This window comes from Bradyrhizobium sp. 164 (genome assembly GCF_023073715.1).
In the GTDB taxonomy this organism is placed as follows: Bacteria; Pseudomonadota; Alphaproteobacteria; order Rhizobiales; family Xanthobacteraceae; genus Bradyrhizobium.
This window is the reverse complement of the sequence record NZ_JADPKA010000095.1, coordinates 1-25554: the sequence shown is the minus strand read 5'-3', so window position 1 is coordinate 25554 and position 25554 is coordinate 1. Positions and strand designations below refer to the sequence as shown.

At 63.8% G+C, this 25554-nt stretch carries 23 protein-coding genes, 1 other RNA gene and 3 pseudogenes; 20 read left to right on the top strand and 7 right to left on the bottom strand.

Annotated features, from left to right (window positions below; all coding sequences use genetic code 11):
* Nucleotides 1–225 precede the first annotated feature (225 nt).
* From fba to tkt, 4 genes are all read right to left on the bottom strand, one after another.
* The gene (gene fba / locus IVB01_RS28600) at nt 226–1293 is read right to left on the bottom strand and encodes a class II fructose-bisphosphate aldolase (RefSeq protein ID WP_247278093.1); all 1068 of its coding nucleotides are present in this window, start codon (nt 1291–1293) and stop codon (nt 226–228) included.
* A 57-nt stretch (nt 1294–1350) separates the two neighbouring features.
* Complete coding sequence (locus tag IVB01_RS28595; RefSeq protein ID WP_247278094.1) at nt 1351–2547, bottom strand: phosphoglycerate kinase; 1197 nt, start codon at nt 2545–2547, stop codon at nt 1351–1353.
* A 150-nt stretch (nt 2548–2697) separates the two neighbouring features.
* Entirely contained in the window at nt 2698–3705 is a 1008-nt protein-coding gene (gap, locus tag IVB01_RS28590; protein ID WP_247278095.1) for a type I glyceraldehyde-3-phosphate dehydrogenase, read from the bottom strand.
* 149 nt (nt 3706–3854) lie between these two features.
* Nucleotides 3855–5840 carry a transketolase gene (tkt, locus tag IVB01_RS28585; protein WP_247495077.1) on the bottom strand — a complete coding sequence of 662 codons (1986 nt, stop codon included), beginning with the start codon at nt 5838–5840 and terminating at the stop codon, nt 3855–3857.
* A gap of 405 nt (nt 5841–6245) precedes the next feature.
* On the opposite strand from tkt, the gene IVB01_RS28580 reads away from it, so the two are divergent.
* The 7 genes from IVB01_RS28580 (at nt 6246) to IVB01_RS28550 (ending at nt 11638) form a co-directional block, all read left to right on the top strand.
* The gene (locus tag IVB01_RS28580) at nt 6246–6536 is read left to right on the top strand and encodes a DUF4164 domain-containing protein (RefSeq protein WP_008546526.1); all 291 of its coding nucleotides are present in this window, start codon (nt 6246–6248) and stop codon (nt 6534–6536) included.
* Entirely contained in the window at nt 6533–6916 is a 384-nt protein-coding gene (locus IVB01_RS28575; RefSeq protein WP_247278097.1) for a cell division protein ZapA, read from the top strand. The genes IVB01_RS28580 and IVB01_RS28575 overlap by 4 nt, the downstream gene beginning before the upstream one ends.
* A 256-nt stretch (nt 6917–7172) precedes the next feature.
* Nucleotides 7173–7333: non-coding RNA, 6S RNA (gene ssrS, locus IVB01_RS28570), on the top strand.
* Between the two features lie 203 nt (nt 7334–7536).
* Nucleotides 7537–8133 (top strand): 5-formyltetrahydrofolate cyclo-ligase, encoded by a 597-nt coding sequence (locus IVB01_RS28565; protein ID WP_247278098.1) that lies wholly within the window; start codon nt 7537–7539, stop codon nt 8131–8133.
* Nucleotides 8111–8935, top strand: a complete 825-nt coding sequence (locus IVB01_RS28560; protein ID WP_247278099.1) for a TIGR00282 family metallophosphoesterase — start codon at nt 8111–8113, stop codon at nt 8933–8935. Before IVB01_RS28565 ends, IVB01_RS28560 begins: the two co-directional genes overlap by 23 nt.
* A gap of 515 nt (nt 8936–9450) precedes the next feature.
* Nucleotides 9451–11052, top strand: a complete 1602-nt coding sequence (locus tag IVB01_RS28555) for a hypothetical protein (RefSeq protein WP_247278100.1) — start codon at nt 9451–9453, stop codon at nt 11050–11052.
* A gap of 22 nt (nt 11053–11074) precedes the next feature.
* On the top strand, nt 11075–11638 hold the full coding sequence (locus tag IVB01_RS28550; RefSeq protein ID WP_247278101.1) for a hypothetical protein: 564 nt from the start codon (nt 11075–11077) through the stop codon (nt 11636–11638).
* 349 nt (nt 11639–11987) lie between these two features.
* Here IVB01_RS28550 and IVB01_RS28545 read toward each other — a convergent pair whose 3' ends face one another.
* A complete protein-coding gene (locus tag IVB01_RS28545; RefSeq protein WP_247278102.1) occupies nt 11988–13412 on the bottom strand; it encodes a methyl-accepting chemotaxis protein in 1425 nt (474 codons plus the stop codon).
* Nucleotides 13413–13519: 107 nt separating this feature from the next.
* Nucleotides 13520–15268 (bottom strand): methyl-accepting chemotaxis protein, encoded by a 1749-nt coding sequence (locus tag IVB01_RS28540; protein WP_247278103.1) that lies wholly within the window; start codon nt 15266–15268, stop codon nt 13520–13522.
* A gap of 221 nt (nt 15269–15489) precedes the next feature.
* Between IVB01_RS28540 and IVB01_RS28535 the strand changes: the two genes are divergently transcribed.
* The 6 genes and pseudogenes from IVB01_RS28535 to IVB01_RS35780 form a co-directional block, all read left to right on the top strand.
* The gene (locus tag IVB01_RS28535; protein WP_247278104.1) at nt 15490–16236 is read left to right on the top strand and encodes a YebC/PmpR family DNA-binding transcriptional regulator; all 747 of its coding nucleotides are present in this window, start codon (nt 15490–15492) and stop codon (nt 16234–16236) included.
* A 223-nt stretch (nt 16237–16459) separates the two neighbouring features.
* A complete protein-coding gene (ruvC, locus tag IVB01_RS28530) occupies nt 16460–16987 on the top strand; it encodes a crossover junction endodeoxyribonuclease RuvC (protein ID WP_247278105.1) in 528 nt (175 codons plus the stop codon).
* Nucleotides 16984–17601 (top strand): Holliday junction branch migration protein RuvA, encoded by a 618-nt coding sequence (gene ruvA / locus IVB01_RS28525; protein ID WP_247278106.1) that lies wholly within the window; start codon nt 16984–16986, stop codon nt 17599–17601. Before ruvC ends, ruvA begins: the two co-directional genes overlap by 4 nt.
* A gap of 20 nt (nt 17602–17621) precedes the next feature.
* The gene (gene ruvB / locus IVB01_RS28520) at nt 17622–18653 is read left to right on the top strand and encodes a Holliday junction branch migration DNA helicase RuvB (RefSeq protein WP_247278114.1); all 1032 of its coding nucleotides are present in this window, start codon (nt 17622–17624) and stop codon (nt 18651–18653) included.
* A 149-nt stretch (nt 18654–18802) separates the two neighbouring features.
* The gene (locus IVB01_RS28515; protein WP_247278107.1) at nt 18803–19726 is read left to right on the top strand and encodes a metallophosphoesterase; all 924 of its coding nucleotides are present in this window, start codon (nt 18803–18805) and stop codon (nt 19724–19726) included.
* Nucleotides 19727–19795: 69 nt separating this feature from the next.
* A pseudogene (locus IVB01_RS35780) lies at nt 19796–19876 on the top strand (acyl-CoA thioester hydrolase); the annotation flags it as partial.
* Here the strand turns inward: IVB01_RS35780 and IVB01_RS28505 are convergent.
* On the bottom strand, nt 19858–21561 hold the full coding sequence (locus IVB01_RS28505) for a recombinase family protein (protein WP_247278108.1): 1704 nt from the start codon (nt 21559–21561) through the stop codon (nt 19858–19860). The pseudogene IVB01_RS35780 and the gene IVB01_RS28505 overlap by 19 nt on opposite strands.
* Before the next feature lie 1153 nt (nt 21562–22714).
* Between IVB01_RS28505 and IVB01_RS28500 the strand changes: the two genes are divergently transcribed.
* From IVB01_RS28500 to IVB01_RS28475, 7 genes and pseudogenes are all read left to right on the top strand, one after another.
* Entirely contained in the window at nt 22715–22963 is a 249-nt protein-coding gene (locus IVB01_RS28500; protein WP_247356640.1) for a hypothetical protein, read from the top strand.
* Complete coding sequence (locus IVB01_RS28495) at nt 22963–23307, top strand: hypothetical protein (protein ID WP_247335031.1); 345 nt, start codon at nt 22963–22965, stop codon at nt 23305–23307. The genes IVB01_RS28500 and IVB01_RS28495 overlap by 1 nt, the downstream gene beginning before the upstream one ends.
* Nucleotides 23308–23502: 195 nt before the next feature.
* Nucleotides 23503–24180 (top strand): annotated as a pseudogene (locus IVB01_RS28490) (DUF993 family protein); the annotation flags it as partial.
* Between the two features lie 80 nt (nt 24181–24260).
* Nucleotides 24261–24398 carry a DUF993 family protein gene (locus IVB01_RS35775; protein ID WP_346657761.1) on the top strand — a complete coding sequence of 46 codons (138 nt, stop codon included), beginning with the start codon at nt 24261–24263 and terminating at the stop codon, nt 24396–24398.
* Nucleotides 24385–24594, top strand: coding sequence for a DUF993 family protein (locus IVB01_RS28485; RefSeq protein ID WP_247495116.1), 210 nt, complete (start codon nt 24385–24387; stop codon nt 24592–24594). Before IVB01_RS35775 ends, IVB01_RS28485 begins: the two co-directional genes overlap by 14 nt.
* 86 nt (nt 24595–24680) lie before the next feature.
* Entirely contained in the window at nt 24681–25382 is a 702-nt protein-coding gene (locus IVB01_RS28480) for a TetR/AcrR family transcriptional regulator (protein ID WP_247335034.1), read from the top strand.
* A gap of 1 nt (nt 25383) precedes the next feature.
* A pseudogene (locus tag IVB01_RS28475) lies at nt 25384–25554 on the top strand (efflux transporter periplasmic adaptor subunit); the annotation flags it as partial.

Below are 25554 nucleotides of genomic sequence, written 5' to 3'. Positions count from 1 at the left end.
CCTCCCAAAACGATTCTGCCCTTGCCCGTGAAAATAGACCGTTCTCGGGCAATTGCCGAGTTAACGTTCGTCGCAGGGTGAAGGGCCTTCTGTCATTCCGGGATGGCCGAAAGGCGCAGGCCCGGAATCCATAACCCCCGGCTGTGGTTATGGATTCCGGGCCCACGCTTCGCGTGTCCCGGAATGACGGGAGGTATGCCTAAGGGCGTTACGCCAGCGCGATCGCTATGCGACGCGGGGATCGAGCTCGCCCTTGGCGTAGCGCTTGGCCATCTCGGCGGTGGTCAGCACCTTCTTGATCTTCGAGGCCTGGCCGGCGGTATTGAACTCCTGGAGGCGCTGCTTGCACAGCTTGGTCATCGCCTCCATTGCCGGCTTCAGGTACTTGCGCGGATCGAACTCCTCCGGATTGTCCTTGAGCACTTTCCGGATCTGGCCGGTCATCGCCATGCGGTTGTCAGTGTCGATGTTGATCTTGCGCACGCCGTTCTTGATGCCGCGCTGGATCTCGGCCACCGGCACGCCCCAGGTCGGCTTCATCTTGCCGCCATAGGCGTTGATGATGTCCTGGAGGTCCTGCGGCACCGATGAGGAGCCGTGCATCACGAGATGCGTATTCGGCAGCTTGCGGTGGATCTCCTCGATCACGTTCATGGCGAGGATGTCGCCGTCCGGCTTGCGGGTGAACTTGTAGGCGCCGTGGGAGGTGCCCATCGCGATCGCGAGCGCGTCGACCTTGGTCTCCTTCACGAACTTCACGGCCTCGTCGGGATTGGTCAGGAGCTGGTCGTGGCTGAGCTTGCCTTCGGCGCCGTGGCCGTCCTCCTTGTCGCCCATGCCTGTCTCGAGCGAGCCGAGCACGCCGAGTTCGCCTTCGACCGAGATGCCGCCGAGATGGGCCATGTCGGTCACGGTCTTGGTGACGCCGACATTGTAGGCCCAGTCGCCGGGGGTCTTGCCGTCGGCCTTGAGCGAGCCGTCCATCATCACCGAGGTGAAGCCGGCCTGGATCGCGGTCATGCAGGTCGCCGGCTCGTTGCCGTGGTCGAGATGCACGCAGACCGGAATGTGCGGATAGATCTCGGTCACCGCGTCCATCATGTGCTTGAGCATGACGTCGTTGGCGTAGGAGCGCGCGCCGCGCGAGGCCTGGATGATGACAGGCGCGTCGACCTGGTTGGCCGCGTCCATGATCGCCAGCGCCTGCTCCATGTTGTTGATGTTGAAGGCCGGTACGCCGTAATCGTTTTCCGCCGCATGGTCGAGCAGTTGACGTAACGTGATCCGAGCCATCTGTCTTTTTCTCCGGTTTGGGCCTGCAAGGCCACTCAATGTTTGCCGACTTAAAGCTTACTTGATGCGCAGCACCTCGACGCCGGGCAGGGGCTTGCCTTCCATCCATTCAAGGAACGCGCCACCGGCGGTCGAGACATAGGTGAAACTGCCGGCGACGCCGGCCTGGTTGAGCGCGGCAACGGTGTCGCCGCCGCCCGCGATCGAGATCAGCTTCTTCGCCTTGGTGCGTTCGGCGGCGTGCCTGGCGGCCGCGACCGTGCCGCGGTCGAACGGCTGCATCTCGAAGGCGCCGAGCGGTCCGTTCCAGACCAGCGTCGCCGCATCGTCGATCGCGGCGTGAACGCGCACGATGGATTGCGGGCCGACGTCGAGGATCATGCCGTCGGCAGGGATCGCATCAAGCCCATAGGCATGCGACGGCGCGTTGGCGGCGAAATGGTAAGCCACGGTGGCGTCCACGGGGAGAATGATGGCGCAATTGGCGGCTTCCGCCTTCTCCATGATGCGCAGCGCAGTGGCGGCGAGATCCTTCTCGGCCAGCGACTTGCCGACCGCGACGCCCTGGGCGTGCAGGAAGGTGTTGGCCATGCCGCCGCCAATCACGAGCGCATCGACCTTGGTGACGAGGTTTTCGAGCAGGTCGATTTTGGTCGAAACTTTCGCGCCGCCGATGATCGCGATGACCGGCTTGGTCGGCGAGCCCAGCGCCTTCTCTAGCGCGTCGAGCTCGGCCTGCATGGTGCGGCCGGCATAGGCCGGCAGCTTGTGGCCGAGGCCTTCGGTCGAGGCGTGGGCGCGGTGCGCCGCCGAGAACGCGTCATTGACCCAGATGTCGCCGAGCTTTGCCAGTTCCGCGACGAAGGCGGAATCGTTCTTTTCCTCTTCTTTGTGGAAGCGGGTGTTTTCCAGGCAGAGAATGTCGCCGTCCTTCAAGCTGGCGACGGCCTTGGCCGCCGGCTCGCCGATGCAGTCGTCGGCGAAGGCAACGGGCTTCTTCACGACCTTGGACAGGGCTTCGGCAACCGGCTTGAGCGATTCCTTGGGATCGCGGCCCTTCGGCCGGCCGAAATGCGCGAGCAGGATGACCTTGCCGCCTTTGTCGGAGATCTCGCTGATGGTCGGGGCGACGCGCTCGAGCCGCGTTGCGTCGCTGACGCGCCCATTCTCCATGGGTACGTTCAGATCGACGCGCAGCAATACGCGTTTGCCCTTCACGTCGACGTCGTCGAGGGTGCGGAATGATTTCGTCATTGGAGGCCCCTTGTCCCGGGCGCTACTAGCGGCGCGTAGTGCCGCTGTGCAGAACCGGGACCGCACGTTGCGGCGAGTCCCGCGGTTGAATGGGTCCCGGATCTGCGAAGCAGCATTTCACGCTGCATCGCGTCCGGGACGAGAGCGGCCTTAGATCACCTTCGCGATCGCGACGGCGGTGTCCGCCATACGGTTCGAGAAGCCCCACTCGTTGTCGTACCAGGACATCACGCGCACCAGCGTGCCGTTCTGCACCTTGGTCTGGTCCTCGTGGAAGGTCGAGGAGTGCGGGTCATGATTGAAGTCGATCGAGACGTTCGGCGCGGTGGTGTAGCCGAGGATGCCCTTGAGCTGCTGCTCGGAGGCGCGCTTCATCGCCGCGTTGACCTCCTTGGCGTCGGTGGCGCGCTTGGCGACGATCTTGAGGTCGACGACCGAGACGTTCGGGGTCGGCACGCGGATCGCGACGCCGTCGAGCTTGCCCTTCAGCTCGGGCAGCACGAGGCCGATCGCCTTGGCGGCGCCGGTCGAGGTCGGGATCATCGACATCGCGGCGGCGCGGCCGCGGTAGAGATCCTTGTGCAGCGTGTCCAGCGTCGGTTGGTCGCCGGTATAGGCGTGGATCGTGGTCATGAAGCCGGTCTCGATGCCGACGAGATCGTTCAGCACCTTGGCGACCGGCGCGAGGCAGTTCGTGGTGCAGGAGCCGTTGGAGACGACCAGATGATCCCTGGTCAGCGTGTCGTGGTTGACGCCGTAGACGATGGTGGCATCGGCGCCGTCGGCGGGCGCGGAGACCAGCACGCGCTTGGCGCCGGCGGTCAGATGCGCAGACGCCTTGTCCTTCGAGGTGAAGATGCCGGTGCACTCCAGCGCAACATCGACGCCGAGATCTTTCCAGGGCAGCTTCGAGGGATCGCGCTCGGCGGTCACCTTGATCTTGCCATTGCCCAGGTTGATCGAGTCACCGTCGACGGTGACCGTGCCGGGGAAACGGCCATGGACGCTATCGAAACGGAGCAGATGGGCGTTGGTCTCGACCGGGCCGAGGTCGTTGATGCCGACCACCTCGATGTCCTTGCGGCCTGACTCCGCGATAGCCCGCAGGACGTTGCGGCCAATGCGGCCAAAACCGTTAATTCCGACGCGGACTGCCATGTTTCGTCTCCTTCAATGACCGTTGTCATCCCGCACAACGCGCTTTCGTGCGCCTGCGAGGGTTTTTTAGGGGCGGGCGCCCGGTTCGGCCGGGCGGTGCTTGATCATATGGGAGATTAGGTAGTCCTTTTTTGCGGCAAGCTCAACTCTCAGGAAACGCGCTTCAGCACAGCGTTAACCGCGGCCTCGGCGGTGATGCCGAAATGCTTGTAGAGCTCGTTGACAGGACCGCTTTCGCCGAAGGAATGCATGCCGATGAATTCGCCGTCCTGGCCGATCACGGCGTCCCAGCCCCAGCGCACGGCGGCCTCGATCGCAATCTTGACCGGCGCGTTCCCGATGATCGCGGCGCGTTTGGCCTCTGGTTGCGCTAACAACAGCTCGAGCGAAGGAACAGAGACCACCCGTGACGCGATGCCGCGTTTGGCGAGCTGCTTCTGGGCGGCGACCGCGATCTCCACCTCTGAGCCGGAGGCGAACAGCGTCACCTTGGCTTCGCCCTGAGCTGCGACCAGCTCATAGGCGCCGGCCGCGCAGGGATTGTCGTTCGGTGCGCTGGTACGGAGCTGCGGCAGGTTCTGGCGCGTCAGCGCCAGCACGGTCGGGCCGTCGACGCGGTTGAGCGCGAGCTCCCAGCACTCGGCGACCTCGATCGAATCGCAAGGACGGAACACGCGCATGTTGGGAATGGCGCGTAATGCGGCGAGATGCTCGACCGGTTGATGAGTCGGACCGTCTTCGCCGAGGCCGATTGAATCGTGCGTCATCACATAGACGACGCCGGCGCCCATCAGCGCGGCAAGGCGCATCGCGGGACGTGCGTAGTCGGTGAACACCAGGAAGGTCGCGCCGTTCGGCGCGAAGCCGCCGTGCAGGAAGATGCCGTTCATCGCGGCGGCCATGCCGTGCTCGCGAATGCCGTAATGGATGAAGCGGCCCTTCGGCGTCTTGGCGGAGAAGGCGGTCGCCGACTTGGCCTTGTTGTTGTTGGAGCCGGTGAGGTCGGCGGAGCCCGCCAGGAATTCCATCGGCATCGCGGCCGCGATCGCCTCGATCGCCGCCTCCGACGATTTGCGGGTCGCCGCCGTCAGCGGCTTTTCCAACAGCTCCTTCTTGTGCGCCCGCAGCGCCTTTGCCAGCGAGGCCGGGCGCTCATGGCGCAGGCGGCGCTCGAACTCGGCGCGCTTTCGGCTGCCGAGCTCACCGAGCCGTGCTTCCCATTCCTGGCGCGCTGCTGCGCCGCGACGGCCGGCGTCACGCCACGCCTTCAGCACGTCCTCGGCGACCGCGAATGGCTCGAGCGAGATGCCGAGATTTTCCTTGGCGGCCTTGAGCTCGTCGGCGCCGAGCGCCTCGCCATGCACTTTCGACGTGCCGGCCTTGTGCGGCGCGCCGAAGCCAATGGTGGTGCGGCAGGCGATCAGCGTCGGCCTGTTCGATTTCTTGGCGCGCGTGATCGCGTCGGTGATCGCGGCCTGGTTCTGGCCGTCGATCTTCTCGGCCGCCCAGCCTGCCGACTTGAAGCGCTTCACCTGGTCGACGGAATCGGAGAGCGTGGTCGGGCCGTCGATGGAGATGCCGTTGTCGTCGTAGAGCACGATCAGCTTGTTCAGCTTCCAGTGCCCGGCCATCGCGATCGCTTCCTGCGACACGCCCTCCATCAGGTCGCCGTCGGAGGCGAGCACGTAAGTGTGGTGGTCGACGATCTTCTTACCGAACTCGGCTGCCAGCATCTTCTCGGCGAGCGCCATGCCGACCGCGGTGGAGATGCCCTGGCCGAGCGGGCCGGTGGTGGTCTCGATACCCCTGGTGCGGAAATTCTCGGGGTGTCCTGGGGTGAGCGAATCGACCTGGCGGAACTGCTTGATCTGGTCCAGCGTCATCTCGGAATTGCCGGTTAGGTACAGCAGCGAATAGAGCAGCATCGAGCCGTGACCGGCCGAGAGCACGAAGCGGTCGCGATCCGGCCAGGCCGGCGCGGAGGCGTCGAATTTCAGGAACTGGGTGAACAGCACGGTGGCGATGTCGGCAGCGCCCATCGGCAGGCCCGGATGGCCCGATTTGGCCTTCTCGACGGCGTCCATCGAGAGGCCGCGGATCGCGTTGGCCATACGGGTGTGATCGACCTGCGTCATGTCTGAAATCCGTCTGAAATGAAGCGCTTGGAGGCGATGTACGCCCGCGCGGGAAGGAGCCTGGCGGCCACTGAAGGTCCGGGCTGGGATAGCACCTCGGTTCCGGGAGTCCAAGGCAATCAAACGCCGGTTTGGCCGCAAAAGTTGCCTGTGTGGAAATCGGTTTTCCGCCCGGATCGGGCCCAGGAGAACTGACGGATCAGCACGACCTTCTCCCGATCTATCGGTGCATAGTTTCGCGGCGGCGTTGCGCTTGGCTAGCTTGCCACGTAAATTTCTGCTTCTAACCGCTTGCCGAACCGAGTCTTTTGCCGGACGGCGAGCCCCAGTAACAAGGCCACTGGGCAAAGGCCGGTAGGTTCCGCCGCTGACTGCATGAACGATCGCGTATCCAACAGCTCTGCCATGACGGAATCATCCGCCGTCGAGATCGAGATCGCGACCCGCAGGCTCACGGCGGCGCTCGACGCACTCGAAAGCGCGGTGGAGCGGCGGCGCGATGCCGATCGCGACGAGAACGAGCTCGCGGCGCGAATCCAGGCGCTCGGCGCGGACCGCTCGCGGCTCGCCGACGAGCTCGATGGTGCGCTGGTGAAGGCGCGCAAGCTCGAGCGCACCAATCGCGAGATCTCCGACCGGCTGGATTCCGCGATCGTCACGATACGTTCGGTGCTCGATACCGGAGAGGACGGATGAGCCACATCAATGTCACCATCAATGGCCGGCAATACCGCATGGCTTGCGAGGAGGGCCAGGAGGTGCGGCTGCTGAAGCTCGCCGAAAGCCTGGAGACCCGCATCCAGTCCCTGCGCGGAAAGTTCGGCGAGATCGGCGATGCGCGCCTCACGGTGATGGCAGCGCTGACCGTGTGCGACGAGCTGGTCGACGCCGGCAACCGGATCCGCACCATGGAGCAGGAGCTGATCGAGCTCAGGGATTTCCGCAACGCCGCCGTCGAGCGCGCCCGGATGACGCAGACCGCGGTGGTGAATGCGCTGAACGCCGCCGCCGAACGCATCGAGAAGTCGACCCAGGTCCTGAACCGGACCGTCGGCAACGGCATCGCAATCGGTTAGAGCCGCGATAGATGAGACGCGCTGAGCTGTCGTTCTCGATGTGGCGGCGGGCTCAACCTCTCCCGCTTGCGGGAGAGGTCGCGCCGGAGGCGCGGGTGAGGGCTCTCACCTCTTGGGGAGTCTCGCCTGTGGAGACACCCTCTCCCCAACCCTCCCCCGCAAGCGGGGGAGGGAGCGCACTTCCGCCGTGGCTGCACCGAAGCTCCGCACTCTCGCCGGGCTGGCGGTTCGTCAATATCGTTGTTACATTGCGCAAGCGAGGCTGCGACGTGCGTCAGGAGCCATATATCCCCGGGGCCTTATCGATCCTTTAGGGAACTGTCCCTGGCCGGGCCCGTGGGCCCGGACATATGGTGCCCACCTACTTTCGTAGGGAACTCCGGGATCGAGTGCTTCAACGGCGTCCGCGGCTTCGCACTGTTTCTTCTGGTCGTGTTTGTCGAATTGCGTCCCCGACGCGCTTGCGGTTCAGTCATTCTCGGTATCATGCCCCGCGCAGGCCGGGCATCCAGTACGCCGCGGCGTTGAGGTTCAAGCACTGGCGTCTCTGGAATACTGGATCGCCCGCCTGCGCGGGCGATGACGGCGGAGCAAGACTTCGCCCTCGGGGGAAAACGCGCATGTCCAGCTCCAAAGCCGAACTCCGCGCCAAAGCGCTCAGCAAGCGCGACGCGCTGAGCGAGAAGAAGCGCACCAACGCCGCCGCGAAGCTCGCGGAGCGCGGACTGCCGTTCAAGCTGCTGCCCGGCAGCATTGTCTCCGGCTATTCGCCGATCCGCAGCGAGATCGATCCGATGCCGCTCATGCGAAAGCTCGCCGAGCAAGGCGCGAAGCTGGCGCTGCCTTGCGTCACCGCGCGCGGCCAGTCGTTGATCTTCCGTCTCTTTCATCCGAGCGACCGCCTCATGCTCGGCCCGCTCGGCATTCCCGAGCCGTCGCCGGCCGCCAGCGAAGTCATCCCCGACATCATGCTGACGCCGCTCGCCGCCTTCGACCGTCTTGGCCATCGCATCGGCTATGGTGCGGGGCATTACGATTTCACCTTCGCGCATTTGCGGAAAGCCAAGAATATCGTCGGGATCGGGCTTGCCTTTGCGGCGCAGGAGATCGAGGCGGTTCCTGCACTATCGCACGACGTCGCGCTGGATTATGTGCTAACGGAATCGGACGTGTTCGATTTCCGGAGTTCTGAAGTTGCGCATTCTCTTCGTGGGTGACGTCGTCGGCCGCGCCGGACGCACGGCGATTGCTGATCATCTGCCTGGCATGGTCAAGGACTGGTCGCTCGACTTGGTCGTCGTCAACGGCGAGAATGCCGCCGGCGGCTTCGGCATCACGGAAGCGATCTACCAGGAATTCCTCGATGCCGGCGCCGACGCGGTAACGCTCGGCAATCATTCCTGGGACCAGCGTGAAGCCTTGGTTTTCATCGAGCGCGCCGAGCGCCTGGTGCGGCCGGCGAACTATCCGCGCGGCACGCCGGGCCGCGGCGCTGCGCTGGTCGAGGCCAAGAACGGCAAGCATGCGCTCGTCGTCAACGCTTTGGGGCGCGTCTTCATGACCCCGTTCGACGATCCGTTCGCGGCGCTGGAGCGCGAGCTCGGCGCCTGCCCGCTCGGCGTCGCGGCCGATGCCATCATCGTCGACTTCCATTGCGAGGCGAGCAGCGAGAAGCAGGGCATCGGCTTCTTTTGTGACGGCCGCGCCAGCCTCGTCGTCGGCACGCATACGCATGTGCCGACCGCCGACCATCAGATCCTGTCAGGCGGCACCGCCTACATGACCGATGCCGGCATGACCGGGGATTACGATTCAATCATCGGCATGCAGAAGGAAGAGCCGCTGCGCCGGTTCACCTCGGGGATTCCGTCGGGCCGGTTCGAGCCCGCCGCTGGAATGGCGACGCTCAGCGGCGTAGCAGTGGAGACCGATGATGCAACGGGGCTCGCGCTGCGGATCTCGCCGGTGCGGCTAGGAGGCAGGCTGGAGCCGACGACGCCGAAGTTCTGGTTGAGCTAGGGCGTGTACACTTAAACTTGCGCTCCATTTCGTATTAGCCTGCTCTGCTCGTGATGGCGGCGCGTTGGCGCACCTCACCCTAGGTCCCCCGGTGGGACTTCAAGATCAAGTGACATCGCTACTTTGAGGTTGATCACGAACTCGAAGCTGGTGGGCTGCCAGATTGGCAGATCGCCCGGGAAATGGTTGAGGAGTTTGGCTCAGCCGCAGCGTGACTCCGCAGTGACCAGGCCTCAGCGCGTGGATCGTCGAGGAGCGTCTGCCAATATTCCGGCGGCAGATCGGCGTCCGTGAAATGGCGGCTACGCTTCGCCATCCGCCTTACGATTTCGATCACGGAGCCTGACAGGCGTGCTTCCCTAATGCAAATTTGTCCGCTCCTATTGACACGCCTCGCGAATGGGCAAATCCTTACAACGCAATTGCCATCGCCAATTTCAGCACTGCGAACTTCGGCGCCTCGGACTTTATCGGCGCTATCCGACTCAATTTTCTGAATAGAAACGGAGGGGCCGATGCGCGCGCTCGCCTTGAGAACCGTCTCTCTTCTTACCCTCACTATCCTGGGCTCGATCTCTGCCACGCCTGCCGCACGCGCGGAGGACGGGACCGACGAGCAGTTTGGCAAGGTTCACTTCCAGACGTCCTGCAACGAATTGGCGCAGCGCCGCTTTGACCGCGGGATGCGCTATCAGCACTCGTTCTGGTACCGGCCCGCGAAAGAGATTTTCGAGGAGACGTTGCAGGCCGATCCGGAATGCGCGATCGCCTATTGGGGCATTGCCCTCAGCCTGCTGTATAATCCGCATTTTCCCGCGCCGAAGGAAAACCTCACCGAGGGCCTCGCCGCGCTGCAGAAGGCCAAGGCACTCGGCGCCAAGAGCGAACGCGAACGCGACTATATCGATGCGCTGCTGGCCTTCTATTCGGGCGACGAAAAGACGACGTTTGGTCAACGCGCGCAGGCCTATCTCAAGGCAACCGAAGCCGTCGCCGCGCGCTATCCCGATGATGACGAGGCGCAGATCGCCTACGCCATTACGCTGAATGTGACGGCGTCACCAAACGACAAGACCTATGCTAACCAGCTCAAGGGCGCGGCCATCCTGGAGCCGATCTTCAAGCGGCAACCGCGGCATCCCGGCGTCGCGCATTACCTGATCCACCTCTACGACTATCCGGCGATCGCCGAGCAAGGTCTCGACGCTGCCAAGCGCTATTCCGAGATCGCGCCGGCGGCGCCGCACGCTTTGCATATGCCGTCGCACATCTTCACACGCGTCGGCTACTGGAACGAATCCATCGAGGCCAACAGCCGTTCCGCCAAGGCTGCCAAGGAGGGCAAGGACCCCAGCGAGCAGCTGCATGCCGACGACTATATGGTCTACGCCCTGCTCCAGCTTGCGCAGGACAGCCGAGCTCGCGACGTCATTGCGGACATGGTTGCGACCACGGGCTATGCGCCGGCCGTCCGCGCCGGTCCCTACGCGATAGCGGCCAGCCAGGCGCGCTATATGGTCGAGCGCGGCGATTGGCAGGGCGCCGCCGCGCTGAAGGTTGAGCCGAGCCGGTTTGGCTATGTCGATGCGATCACCCATTTCGCCCGCGCCCTTGGCGCCGCGCGCTCCGGCAATGCAGACGCAGCAACGGCGGACATCGCCAAGCTGGCGGAGCTGCGGGACAAGCTGCAGCAGGACAAGGATGCGTATTGGGCCGAGATCGTCGACATTCAGCGGCAGGTCGCCACAGCCTGGCAGCTCAATGCCCAGGGAAAACAGGCAGACGCGTTGGAGGCGATGCGCCTTGCCGCCGACGCCGAAGACAAGACCGAAAAATCCATCGTGACGCCGGGACCGCTTGCCCCGGCACGCGAGCTTTACGGGACCATGCTGCTCGAGCGCGGCATGGCGACGGACGCATTGGCCGCATTCGAAAGCACCATGCGCAAGGAGCCGAACCGCTTTGGTGCGACGATCGGCGCCGCTCACGCCGCCGAGAAAGCGGGCGACGCCGTGAAGGCGCGCCAGTACTACGGGAAAGTCGTGGACATGGCGCGCGATGGCGACACATCGCGGGAGGACCTCGCGGCTGCACGAAAGTTCTTGGCTCAGAATTAGCAAAAGTGCCGTGGCAGCTTCCATGCGCCTGACAGGCAAATTCATGGCGATCGGCGCAGCCGCAGCACTGCTCTGCGCAGTCGCTGCGCTCTGGACATTGCGATCCGGCGAACCGGCACGTGCTACAGCGGCACTCGGCGAGGTCCGCCCGGTGTGGTCAGAAACCGACTGGCCTTTCGGCGCAGATCCCTGGGGGAAAGGAAAGGCATTCCGCTGCAAGGCCGAGGATTGCGGCGGCGAGGTCCAGCTCTACGTTCGCGCCAAGCTCGGGTTTTGCAATTGCGCCACCGGCGTCGCCGACGATGACGACCTCGAAAAAATGGGCGACCTGGCGCTGATTGGCAAGGCAACGCCGATCGGTGCCGGTCGAGAGATCATCGTCGGTCCGATGCGCGGCCGCAGCCGGCCCTATCGCGTCGAGGGAAATCGCAACGCGCTCTCACTCGCCTTCAATCAGCGGTGCGACATGGTGGCCGCCACGGCTTTGGTTGGATCGGGCGCGCCCGCGTCACTGGAACCGGCGGTGCTGGCGTTCCTCAATAGCGACCGCATGTTGAAATGGGCCGAGATCGCGCTCGGCTTGTAACTCAGAGCAATTCGGCTTCCGCCTGACTGCAGGATCTTCTCCGCTTGCCCTGCGCAACGTTAGCATTAACGTCATGTGCGAGCGTGTCAGGGCTCTCCGCGCGAGACGAATGGGGTCGCAGCCGGCTACGCGGCCCGCTCCCACGAGGCAGCATAAGCGCAAATGCGCGATTTCGGAATAATCGCATTATGCCCCTGTTTTGCCCGACGCGTCAACCGCGTCGCGGCTTCTTCGGGCCTGCCCGCGTAAGCCTTTGATTTCGCTGGCCCCGGCTACTGTGCATGGGTTGTTTTTCAATTTTTGTTTTGAGGGCACCGGAGTGCCGTCGCGCAAGGCGCCTTGCGGGCCCTCAGCTCTGGCGAAAACCCATCCGGAAGGCGCCCCAGTGCTCGCCGCGGACCATGATCGGCGAGGACAGATCCTTCATCAGCACGAACTGCCCGCCGCCCATGTCGCGGCGGTAGGTCTGGAGCAGGAACGGTTTGGTGTTGGCCGCGACCTTCTTCACCGCGCGATCGGTGAACAGGCGGCGGTTGCGGCAATTGGCGTTATTCCAGACCGGGTCCTTGCCCTGCGGCAGACGGTAGTTCGGATTGTGGGTCGGCAGATAGCCGCCCCTCGCCCAGGCGACGCAGAACACGATACGGGGATCGGATTTCTGAATCGGATCCTGGATCGCGGGCAGGACGCGGTCGGTGAACTCGACGTAATTGGTGAGGAATTGTTTCGGATCGGTGCCGGGAATTTCGCGGTACTTCTCGTCCATGAGCTGGTCGAGCGTGATATCGCCGCGATCGACCGCGGCTTCGAACTCGGCGGAGATTCGCTTGGCGGTTTCGATGACCACGCGGATCAGCGGCGCGTCCGACGTCGCCACGCCGCTGTCGGCGATCAGCGCGATCAGGCCTTCCGAGGTGTCGAGCAGTTTTGCGATCCGTTGGTCGGCACTCCTGAGATCGCGCGAGGACAGATCGACGCCCTTGGCAAGCTCGTTGAGCTCGCCGATCACGGTGTCGCAATGCCCGAGGTTGGAGGTCGCAGCTCGCGTGACGCTGCCGATCTCCGCCTCCACTGAGGCGAAACCCTGCTGGACGCGCGAGATGATGCTGGAGATCTGCTGGGCGCCTTCGCCGGCAGTCTTGGCACGCTGCGAAGCGTCGCTGCTCTCGCCGATTAGGCCTTCGATCTGGCCGTCGAGATCGCGCACGGTGTCGGAGATCTGATGTGTGGCCTGGCGAGTGGCTTCGGCGAGGTTCTTCACCTCGCTCGCGACCACGGCGAAGCCGCGGCCGGCATTGCCGGCGCGCGCGGCTTCGATCGTTGCGTTCAGCGCGAGCAGATTGGTCTGCTTGGCGATCGCCTCGATCGAGCCGGAGACCTTTGCGACCTGGGCCAGCGCCGAGCCGACGGCGCTCAATCGCGCCTCGATCCGCTCCACCGCGGCGACGAGCTCGGAGATGTGGCTGACGGCGGTATCGACTGCGCTGCGCGACTGCGCGATCTCGTCGGCCGCGGCGGACGACGTCGTTTGCACTGCCTGAGATGCGTTGGCGATTTCGTGGTTGGCCGAGACCATCGTCTCGGCCGTCTTCTGGAGGTGGTGAAACCGTTCCGACTGGTTGGCGACGCGGCTTGCGACTTCCTGGACATTGCCGGCGATGTCGGCGAGTTCCACGCCGAGGCCGCCGATGCGATCGGCGAGTTGGTCGATGAGCCGTTCGGCCAGCGTCCGGTTGGAGCCGGTGTCCATGACTGCAAGTTGTACGGCGGACATGTGCGATGAGTCCTCAAGGAGAGCCGTTCGCCGGCTCACGGCGGCATTCCCATTCCAGCTTCAGCTTTAAAGGATGATTCGCGCCTGCCGTCTTGCCTGAGTGTGCACTACAATTTGTAGGCCGTCCTGAATCCGCCCCAGTGCCGGCCCTGCACCCGGATGGGGACGTCGATCTCCCGCATCATCACGGTGTTTCCGTTGCCCATGTCGCGCGCATAGCTCTGGACCAGGTACGAGCGCAGGTTGCGCGCGGCGGCGAGCCCCGCCGGATCGTTGAATATCCGCCGGTTGCGGCTGTTGGCAGTGTTCCAGGCCACCTCGCCCGGCCGCTGCGGATGCGAATAGATCTTGTTGTGCACCGGCAGGAAGCCGTTGCGATCAACCATGGCGCAGAACGCCATGCGCTGGTCCTTTGCCAGGAATGCCTCCTGGAACGGCGGTAGCGCGCGGTCGGCCCAGTCCAGATAACTTGTGCGATATTGCTGCGGATCGGTGCCCGCAATTTCTACATAGTCGGTGTCGAAAAGGTCGTCGATCTTGACCTCGCCGCGCGCGACCGCCTGCTCGAATATCTTCGTCAGGGCGTTGCCGGCTTCCATGGCACGGGTGACGAACTCCGTGTTCTCCTCATGGATCGACCACAGCCTGTCCTCGATCTTCTCGCGGAGCTCGGCATTGGGGCCGACGAATTGCGCGCGGGCGCCGGCTTTGGATTGCTCGACCACGCGCAGGCGGCAGGCGCCGACGTTCTCGAGGGTGCCTTCGACCAGCGCTTGCGGCGCAAGCCGGCCTGCGTCCGCGCCGCCGATCAGCACGCCGTCCATCGCGATCTCGTAGACTGGCATCACGCCGCGCGCGGTTTCGAACTTGAGATGGCAGGGCAAGCGCTCGGTCTTGCGGCGGTCATCGTGCTCGCTCTGGCGGAGCAGCACGGCGCAACGCGACTTCAGCTTTTGCGCGAAGGTAGTAACGGCGCGGCCGGCGCTGGCGACGTTCTCGCCATGGGTCTCGGCCGCTTTGGTGGCTGCATCGATCTCGGCCGCGCTCTCGCCGACCGAGACGATGAAGTCTGAGGCGCTGGCAGCGTTGCCGGAGACTTCGCTGGTGGTGGCGTTCTGCTCGGCGACGGCGCCGTTGACGGTCTCGAACACCGGGCGGATCGCCTCGATCGCCTGCGAGATGCGGTGCACGGCATCCGCAGAGCCGGCGGCGTCGCGCTGGAGTGCATCGATCTTTTTGGTGATCTCTTCGGTCGCGCCCTGGGTCTGCACTGCGAGCGCCTTCACTTCCGTCGCGACAACTGCAAAGCCTTTGCCGGCCGCGCCGGCGCGCGCGGCCTCGATGGTCGAGTTGAGCGCGAGCAGCGTCGTCTGCCGTGCGATCTGCGCGATCAGATTGACGACATTGCCGATGGCGGCGGAGGACTCGCGCAGGCGATCGACATTGGCGCGGGCTTCCTGCGCGGCGGCGCTGGCCTCGTCGGCGAGCTTGCCTGCCTCGCGAACCTGCGCTCCGATTCCCAGTGCGGACTGCGTGAACTTGTCGGCGGCATGGGCGAAGGTCGAGGCGGTCGATTGCGCCGCGTTGGTGCGGCCGGTCAGGGCGTCGGTGCGGTCGCGAATGGCGGCAAGGGTTGCCGCGGTCGCCTCGGCGCCGCCGGCCACCGAATTGGCGGCGCGCTCGAGCTGCCGGATCATCGCGCCGAGCTCGAGTTCCAGCAGTTCCAGGATCTCGCGGGCCGAGTCGCCATCGGCGGTCCCGGCGGGCTCGGAATGAGCCACCGGTTGCGCAGCCTGCGGGGCTGCCGCAGGCGCAGCCATGTCCGGCAGACGCTTCCGAAATAGTCCGAACGCCATCGGGTCTCTCTGGTCGGGGGACGGTCGGACGCTATTTTCGCAGGCTGAAATGAAGTCAGGGTTAACGATGCCTGAGACCTAGGCAGAGGCCATTACGGCGGCTACCTTTACAGTGCTACCTTAGAGCAGCAGATCCCTTTGATTCCGGTGGGTTGGCGGCCTATAAGGCCGCGCCTCCCACCCATCGGCGAACGATCCCAAGACCCTTCAAGAGACCACGCATGGCCGGACATTCCCAATTCAAGAACATCATGCACCGCAAGGGGCGGCAGGATGCCCAGAAGTCGAAGCTGTTCGGCAAGCTGGCGCGGGAAATCACCGTCGCGGCCAAGCTGGGTACACCCGACCCCGCCATGAACCCGCGCCTGCGCGCCGCCGTGATCGCCGCGCGCCAGGAGAACATGCCGAAGGACAATATCGAGCGCGCCATCAAGAAGGCGCTCGGCAGCGAGGGCGAGAATTATGACGAGATCCGCTACGAGGGCTACGGCCCCGGCGGCGTCGCCGTCATCGTCGAGGCGCTGACTGACAACCGCAACCGCGCCGCGTCCGATATCCGCTCCTTCTTCACCAAGTCCGGCGGCAATCTCGGCGAAACCGGCTCGGTCTCCTTCATGTTCGACCGTACCGGCATCATCGAATACGATCGCAGCGTCGCGTCTGACGATGCCGTGCTGGACGCGGCAATCGAGGCCGGCGCCGACGACGTGATCTCCGGCGAGGGCGGACACGAGATCTACGCCTCGACCGAAAGCTATCGCGACGTCGCCAAGGCGCTGGAAGCCAAGTTCGGTGAGCCGCGCAAGGCCGCGCTGATCTGGAAGCCGCAGAACACGGTGTCGGTCGACGACGAGACCGGCGAGAAGCTGCTCAAATTGATGGACATGCTGAATGAGCACGACGACGTCCAGAACGTCTACGCCAATTTCGAGGTGTCGGACGCGCTGATGGCGAAGATGGGCGGCTAGGCCCTCAACCCTCCGCTGTCGTCGCCCGGCTTGACCGGGCGACCCAGTATTCCAGAGACGTTCGAACAATACCGATAAGCCGCGGCATACTGGATACCCGCCTTCGCGGGTATGACACCGGAATGTGTGCTGAGCGGCGGTGCGCCCCGCGGTATCCCACTTCCCCTGTTACTTCCGTTCTGTTTCTGTTTCGCTTCGGGCGGCCAGCCGCTATCACTGGCCCATGACTGCGCTCCCGATTCGCGGCCCCGTTCGCATCATCGGCATCGACCCCGGCCTGCGCCGCACCGGCTGGGGCGTGATCGAGGCTGAGGGCAACCGTCTGATCTACGTCGCCTGCGGCTCGGTGGAACCGCCGGACGACTTGCCGTTGGCGAGCCGGCTGCTTGCGATCCATGAGGGGCTCGCGGCCGTTCTGTCCGATCACCGGCCGATGGAAGCCGCGGTCGAGCAGACCTTTGTCAACAAGGACGGCGTTGCGACACTGAAGCTCGGCCAGGCCCGCGGCGTTGCCATGCTGGCGCCCGCAATGTTCGGCATCGTTGTCGCCGAATATGCGCCGAACCAGGTCAAGAAGACGGTGGTCGGCGCCGGTCACGCCGACAAGCAACAGATCGCGATGATGCTCAAGATTTTGCTGCCCAAGGCCGAGCCGCCGTCGGCGGATGCCGCCGACGCGCTCGCCATCGCCATCACCCACGCTCATCACCGCCAGAGCACCGCGCTCAGGCTGAAGGTCGTGGGGATATGATCGGCAAGCTCAAGGGGCTGATCGATACTTACGGCGAGGATTTCGTCATCCTCGACGTCGGCGGCGTTGGCTATCAGGTGCATTGCTCGTCACGCACGTTGCAGCATCTGCCGTCGCCGGGCGAAGCGGCCGTGCTGTCGATCGAGACTTATGTCCGCGAGGACCAGATCAAACTGTTCGGCTTTCGCACTGACCAGGAGCGTGAATGGTTTCGCCTGCTCCAGACCGTGCAGGGCGTCGGCGCCAAGGTCGCGCTCGCCGTGCTCGGCACCTTGTCGCCGGCTGACCTCGCCAATGCCATCGCGCTCCGCGACAAGGCGGCGGTCGCGCGCACGCCCGGCGTCGGCCCCAAGGTCGCCGAGCGCATCGTCACCGAACTGAAGGACAAGGCGCCGGCCTTTGCCAATGTCGATCCGGCCGTGGTGCATCTCGCCGGCGCCGTCGACGACCAGCGCGCGCCGCGCCCCGTGGCGGATGCGATCTCCGCACTGGTCAATCTCGGCTACGGCCAACCGCAGGCCGCCGCGGCGATTGCGTCGGCTTCGCGTAGTGCGGGCGAGAATGCCGAGACCGCGCAGCTCATCCGCCTCGGCCTGAAGGAACTCGCGAAGTGAGCGATCCCAAGGCCAATCGCATGGTCTCGCCCGAGCGCCGCAGCGATGATGTCGGCGACACCGCGCTGCGCCCGCAATCGCTGTCCGACTTCGTCGGCCAGCAGCAGGCGCGCAAGAACCTCTCGATCTTCATCGAGGCGGCGCGCAAGCGCGGCGAGGCGCTGGATCACGTGCTGTTCGTGGGTCCCCCGGGTCTCGGCAAGACCACGCTGGCGCAGATCGTGGCGAAGGAGCTGGGCGTCGGCTTTCGTGCCACATCGGGGCCGGTGATCGCCAAGGCCGGCGATCTCGCCGCTCTCCTCACCAACCTCGAAGAGCGCGACGTGCTCTTCATCGACGAAATCCATCGCCTCAGTCCGGCGGTGGAAGAGGTGCTCTATCCCGCGATGGAGGACTTTCAGCTCGACCTCATCATCGGCGAGGGCCCGGCGGCGCGCTCGGTGAAGATCGAGCTGTCGAAATTCACCCTCGTCGGCGCTACCACGCGCGCTGGCCTGCTGACCAATCCGCTGCGCGACCGCTTCGGCATTCCGGTGCGGCTCAATTTCTACACCATTGAAGAACTGGAAAGCATCGTCAGCCGCGGCGCGCGCGTGCTCAATGTCGGCATGACCGCCGATGGCGCCAACGAGATCGCGCGCCGCGCCCGCGGCACACCGCGCATCGCGGGCCGTCTGCTCCGCCGGGTCCGCGACTTCGCCTCGGCGGCCGATGCCGACAAGATCGACCGCAAGATCGCCGACCACGCACTCAGCGCGCTCGAGGTCGATGCCGCAGGCCTCGATGCCATGGACCGCCGCTACCTCACGACCATCGCGCAGAACTATGGCGGCGGCCCGGTCGGCGTCGAGACCATGGCCGCCGCTTTGTCCGAGCCGCGCGATGCGATCGAGGACATCATCGAGCCCTATCTGATCCAGTGCGGCTATCTCCAGCGCACCCCGCGCGGCCGCCTGCTCACCTCGCACGCCTTCCGTCATCTCGGTCTCGCCGAGCCCTCGCGCGACGCGGCCCAGTTCGGCCTGTTCGGCTCGGACGAGAGCGACGACTGATTTGCGCAAGTGCAAAGTGCTCCAGTTCTCATGAATTTCCGGTAATCTTGTGCAGGTCCCTGCACGGAGATGCAGACGGTCTGCACGAGCGCACCCCAATTCCGCTCCAATCGGGTCGCATCGAGAACCAGCATCACCATCGAGCGTCCATGATCACTCGCCGTCATTTCATCCGTTCCATCGGCGCCCTGTCCGCCCTCGGCGCCTCGACCGCGGCCTACGGTGTCGGCGTCGAGCCGATGCTGCGGCTCCGCGTTACCCGCTATCATCCGACGCCGCGGCAATGGCCGACGGATCTTCCGCTGAAAATCGCCGTCATCGCCGACATCCATGCCTGCGATCCCTGGATGCCGCTGGAGCGGATCGAGGCCATCGTCGACCGCACCAACGCGCTGAATGCCGACCTCATCGTGCTGCTCGGCGACTATGTCGCCGGCCTGCACCAGGTCACCCGTACCATCCCGTCGAGCGAATGGGCCAGAGTGCTGGGCGGCCTCAGGGCGCCGCTCGGCGTTCACGCCGTCATGGGCAACCACGATTATTGGGACGACAAGACCGTGCAACGGGCCGGGTATGGCCCAACCATCGCGCATCGGGCGCTGGAAGCGGCCGGTATACCCGTCTACGAGAACGATGTCGTGCGTCTCACCAAGGACGGCCGCCCGTTCTGGCTTGCGGGTCTCGGCGATCAGCTCGCCTTCCTGCCGGCGCGACGCTTCCGCAGCATGGTGCACTTCGGTGCCGACGATCTCAACGCCACGCTCGCCAAGGTCACGGATGACGCGCCGATCATCCTGCTCGCGCATGAGCCTAACATCGCGCCGCGCGTCCCGGCGCGCGTCGCGCTGCAACTGTCCGGCCATACCCATGGCGGTCAGGTGCGCCTGCTTGGCTGGTCGCCGGCGGTCCCGCCGCAGCATGGCATACGGCTCGCCTATGGCCATGTCCGACTGAAATGCGACGTGATCATCTCCGGCGGCCTCGGTTGCAGCATCATGCCGCTCCGCGTCGGCGTGCCGCCTGAGATCGTCGAGGTGACGCTGGGTGGGACGAGGCGGCCGGTTGTATCCTAGCTCGGCTTGCGCGGCCGGCGGTTTTTGCGCAAAACGGGCTGGTTATCGACAAGCCAAGAGGCTCGCGACGTGACAGCTCATCTCGACGGCGAGATCCGCGACGGCCGCCACCACATGCAGGTCCGCGTCTATTACGAGGACACGGATTTCCCTGACTTGCCATTGTCGTAGTAAGCAAACGTGCTGATTTCTCGCTCCTTGCTACGGTTTTCAGGGAAAAGCTTCTTGCCGTAAAGCGCGGAGCTGTTCAGGTAGGGGGTATATTCGTAGGGCATCCGCTTGGGAACCGGATGCACTACTATGCATTCAATCAAGTTGCGGAAAGCGACGCGAGTTTCGATCGCCTTGGGATTTGTCTTGAGCGCGGTGACCAGCCTTCTAACCTCCGAACGGTATCCGTCACTGAATTTCGAGTGATCGAAGCCGATGACATTTTCGCCGCCACCGCCCAGCAGCCGCAAGCGCTCTTCAACGCTTTCCCGCTCCACGTCGCACTCATCGATCCGCTTGAGCAACTCGTCCGGCTTCCGACGGCTATTTGCGATGGCATATGACAGGCGTTCGATCTCGGTAGTCAACACGCGGCGTCGACGCTCTAGCTTAGCGTGTTCGCTGCCCTTGTTCCGATCGTTTTTGCGCTCCTCCTTCCAGGCACACATCGCCTCTTCAATGGCTTTCGGCGAAAGCAATTTCAATTGGATTTTGTCGGAGGCATCCTCGAGCAGAACGTCCATGTCGAAGCTGCGGGTGTGCTCGCAGGTGCCCCGCTGATGCGCGCTCGCGCATGCCGCGCGCGGTGCACCGTTACGCGAGGATTGAGCGATTCGCATGTGGCCATTGCAGACGCCGCACCGGAGCACACCGGCAAGCGGATGCTCATTGTTGCGCGGGATCACGGCGCGACGCCGCGGCTTGCCAGTCGGTCCGAACATAGATACGGCGCGCGCGCTACGAACCTCCTGCGCTCGATTCCAGAGCACTTGCGGAACGATCCGTAGCTCCGGCTTTTTGACTATGATGTGGCGCTCTTCTGGATTGCGGCGCTTCTGTTTCTTCTGGGTCTCCGGGTTGAGAATTGTCGAGCGAACGTTCCAATGTATCTCGCCGATATATAGATCGTTGCCGATAATGCCGCGACCATGCCGACCGCCTGTGATGCACTGATGATTCCAGGTGGTACGACCAGCCTTGTTCTTGTGACGAGTTGCACCGGGTGAGGGCACGCCTTCGCGGGTGAGATCAGCGGCGATAGTTCGGGTCGAGCGGCCCGCTGCATATTCGGTGAAGATGCGGAGCACAATCTTTGCTTCGTTCTCATCGATCACGCGTTCGCCCGGCGCGCCCGGCCTCGGTCGATAACCATAGGCGTATGAGCCAGGAATTCTTCCGTTGGCAACAGCGTTGTCGTGGCCGCGCCGAACCTTTTCGGCGAGCTGCGGCTTGTAAATCGTATTGTAGAGACTTGCAATGCTGATGTCAGTGGCGGTCGCATAGACCCCTTTCTGATCCATCAGCTCGACGCCATTGAACTCGAAAACCTGCTTGAGACGCTGGATGGTTGCGGGATCACGCGACAAGCGGTCGAAATGTTCAACCACGACCACGTCAAAGTCCTGGTTTCGCACCCCGTTGAGCAAACGTTGATAGCCGTCCCTCGCACCTTCGGTAAGACCAGATTTTGCGGCATCCACAAACTCGCCGATGACATCGAGGTTGTTGCGCAATGCGACCTTCCGGCAGAGCAATAGCTGACCGTCAATCGAGGTCGCCTTTTGCATGTCGCTGGAATAACGGGCGTATAGTACGGCCGTTTTCTTCGATGACGCTGTCGTCATGCCGGTCCTCTATCGGCTGCCCCGAACCGTGATGTTCATCCCGTGCGAGCTGACGTCCGATAGCACGCGCCAACTCAAACCAGATTTCGTCATTGTCCGGATTATCCCAGCTCTGACGATGGGAGGGGGCAAGCGGTCGAATGGTCGCTCGTTGTCTTCGGAGAGATCGGATGCGGGCACGCATTTGCAAACTCGCAAGCAGAAGCTAGCGTAAATTTCTGCGCCGCGCTACAGCCAAGCCGCAGCGATTACTCGCAACGCTTCGCTCATGCTGACCTCGGCAGCGTCGAATGAAAATGAATTTCTTGAAGTGCCGCGGCGCGCGTGAGGGCATTCCTGGCGATGAGGCGCGTAGTCGAGAGCAGATGTGCTAAGCAAAGCGGAGTAAAAATACTGACGGCGGCGTAAGTCTGTTGCTGGGGCCGGTGCATAGCGGACCCGTTCTCGGTTCACGCGGCTTCTCGTGCAGATGTGTAGTGGCTGCCGCGGAGCGCCGGCTTGTCCATCAATAAAATTTGGCCGGTGGCGGCGAATTGTAGCGCACAGCCCAAACGCGGTGGTCCGCCCCCAAGGAGCCGTCGCTGATTGGGTCTTTCTTATTCCGCTGGTTCGATCACCCCCTTGCGTCGAGCCTCCCAGAGCAAGCATTCGCGTCTGCGTGAGCTCCGTAATCGCGCGTCGAAAGCACAGTCAGAGAAACGCATAGTTCTGATAGAGTGCTCCCGCTCCGATATCCAAGGAGTTCAAAATTGAACTCGCTGCCCAGGTCCGTCCGGCGTCTGGATCCTCATGGAGTTCCTCCATGTCGGCTGGCGAGACACCGTCGGATGATGCCCCGTGGCGCCTCACCAGCGCGGGCGAGATACGCGAACCGTTGGCCTGTGGTGGGAGGTGCACGCCGAGTCTGCCGTCTCGGCTAAGATCGGGTTGGGCAGATACGGTTCGCCGTTTCCACGAGGAATCAGCCAGCCCGCAACGGGAACCTCGCTCCGTCCAGGCGTTAGCATAGCCGCCCCGGTGCGTCGGAGTGGTGTAAATTATGTTTCTTCCTATTTTAATGAATGTTGTCGGGCTTAGCGTCCATTTTTTGCGGGAACGGAGACCGCGATGCCAAAGCATCAGACCTCGCTTGAAAAGATCGATCGGCGAGCGCGTGGCGGTGACGGTTGCGGCCGGCGACGTGCGCATCCGCCACGGCATGCGCGAGGTTGCGGTCCATAAGCAATCGGAAGGTCGCCGGCTGCGGATCATCGGTTCCGCCCACCTCGACGGGGTTGCCGGTCGCACTGGCGCCTTCTGCCGACCGGCAATCGCGACACCGACAGTGCCGGCGCCTTCTCCACTGCCCTCGTTGTTGCGTCCTCTTGCCGAATACGAAGCAGCGATCGGAGGGAGCTTCTGATGGCGCGTACAAAAAAAGCTACTGAAGCGCCAATCGATCGGCTCGAGGCCATGCTGGTGCGATTGCAGCTCTCCGGCATCCGCGACCAGCTCGACAACCTGCTCGAGGAGGCGGCGCGCGCGAACCTGTCGGCGCGTGAGACGCTGATCCTGCTGCGCGAGCGTGACATCGCGCGCAAGGATCATCACGTCTACGAGGATGAGCCCTACAAGTTCACGCTGCTCGAAGCGTCAAACGTGTGCAGCTCGCCGAATCCGCACTCAAGAGCTGGTAAGAGCGGCGCTGGATCGACGTCGCCCCGATCAAGGCCTGAGGTCTATTGCACAAGTGTCGATGTCTGTTGAGCCGTCATTGCGAGCGAAGCGAAGCAATCCAGAATGCCTCCGCGGAGACAGTCTGGATTGCTTGGTCGCGGAGTTTAGGTCCGGCCGGCCGAAGGCCGAACCGGGTGGCTCCTCGCAATGACGGGGAGAGGTCCGAAATCATGAACAGGCCCGTCCAGCCGATATCCTCATTGTCGCTCAAGCTGCCGAAAGCCGATCGTTCGATCGAGAATTCCCCGCAAAGCTCGAAGGTCCGCTCAACTGCATCGCGTTCTCGGCCGTGCACATTGTCGCCGATGCCTTTGCGACAACGATCCCTGGCTCTCGGTCGCGGTCGATTGGGACAAGACCATCGCGTTCCGCGAGCACGTCTGGGATCTCGGGCTTGGTGTCGCCCAGGCCATGGACAGCGCGCAGCGCGGCATGGACCTGGACTGGCCGACCTCGCTGGAGCTGATCACGCGCTCGGGGTCTGCCGCGAAGCGGCGCAATGCGCTGGTGTTTTCGGGCGCCGGCACCGATCGTCTTGCGTGGAGGATGCCAAGACCATCGACGACGTGATCCGCGCCTATGAGGAGCAGATCTCCGCGGTCGAGAAGGTCGGCGGCCGCATCATTCTGATGGCATCGCGCGCTCGCAAAAACTCGGCCGGACGCCGACGACTACGCCAAGGTATATGACCGCGTGCTGCCGCAGGTTCGAGAGCGCGTGATCATCCACTGGCTCGGCGGCATGTTCGATCCGGCATTGACGGGATACTGGGGCACACAAGATCTCGACGAGGCGATGGACACCGCCGTTGCCATCATCAACGGCAACGCCGCCAAGGTCGATGGTGTTCAGGTCTCGCTGCTTGACAAGCAGCGCGAGATCGACATGCGACGGCGCCTCGACAAGCGCATCAAGATGTACACCGGCAACGACTTCAATTATGCGGAGCTGATCGCCGGGATGAGCGGGGTTTCTCGCACGCGCTGCTCGGCATCTTCGACGCGATTGCGCCGGCGGCGTCCTACGCGCTGTCGCGATTGGCCGCCGGCGACGTGCTCGGGGGACGGTGCCGCTGTCGCGCGCTTCTACAAGACCGGCGTCGTGTTCATGGCCTATCTTAAGGGCCACCAGGACCATTTCACCATGGTCGGGGCCCAGGAGAGCGCGCGCTCAGGTTTGCCAATGTCAGGTTTGCCAATGTTCAGGTTTGCCAATGTTCAGATTGACAGCGCTGGCCTTGAGCTGATTTTGCCCAGCCGGAACGGGACTTACATCATCAACCGGGTTCGCGGCGATCTCGGCTTCCGGCCGATTTAGAACCCCAGAATACCTTTTGATAGTCTCAGAGGTTGCGTCGCACCAATTAGCTTGACTTTTGCGCGGGTGAGTGCTTGCTCACTCACATGAGCTCATTGCGTATGACGAGCGACCTGAGGCGTCAATTGATCCTCCGTGCCGCGAAATGCTGTTTTGCCCGGCATGGCTATACCGGCACCACGACCAAGAGCGTGGCGGCCGCCGCTGCTATTTCCGAGGCGCTGCTGTTCAAGCATTTCCCCTCCAAGGCGGCGCTGTATGCCGAGATCCTCAGCGATGAGTGCGAGGCGGAACCAGCATTGATGGAGCTGCTCGAGCGGGAGCCGTCGACGGCTGCCTTGGTCGAGCTGATCCGCGGCATGGTCCGGCACTTCCTTCAGATCGCCGACGGTCCCGACCAGGAGGAGGCGCAGCGCCTGCGACTGATGGCCACGAGCCATTTGGATGATGGCGAATTCGCCCGCTTGCTCTATGCCAAGATCGAGACGCTGATCGGGGCTGTCTTCGTCGCCTCACTCGAGCGTGCCGTTGCCGCAGGGGACGCACGGCCGTGCACTGGCGATCCGCTCAACCTGTTCTGGTTCGCGCATCATTCGCTGATGACGGCGGCGATGACCAGGCTGCCGGCCACGCCCTGTCTCGCTTACGGCAAGGCAAACGATCTGGAGCGGCAGCTCTGTGAGTTTCTCCTGAGAGGTATCGGACTTAACGACGCCGCAATTGCTGCGCATCTGGGCCACAATCAGGCCGCGAATGCCGGCAAGGCGGCGATTGCAGAAAGTGCATGACATGAATATCGTAGCCGAACACAAGATTTCGGGCCAACCGATCGACAACAAGGCTCCCAAGCGTCCGGTCCGACCGGTGCTGTGGTTCATCATCGTCGGCGCGCTTCTCGCCGCGCTCGTCGGTGGCCTCGTCTGGTTCAATTACTTCCGCGGCCAGATGATCAAGCAGTTC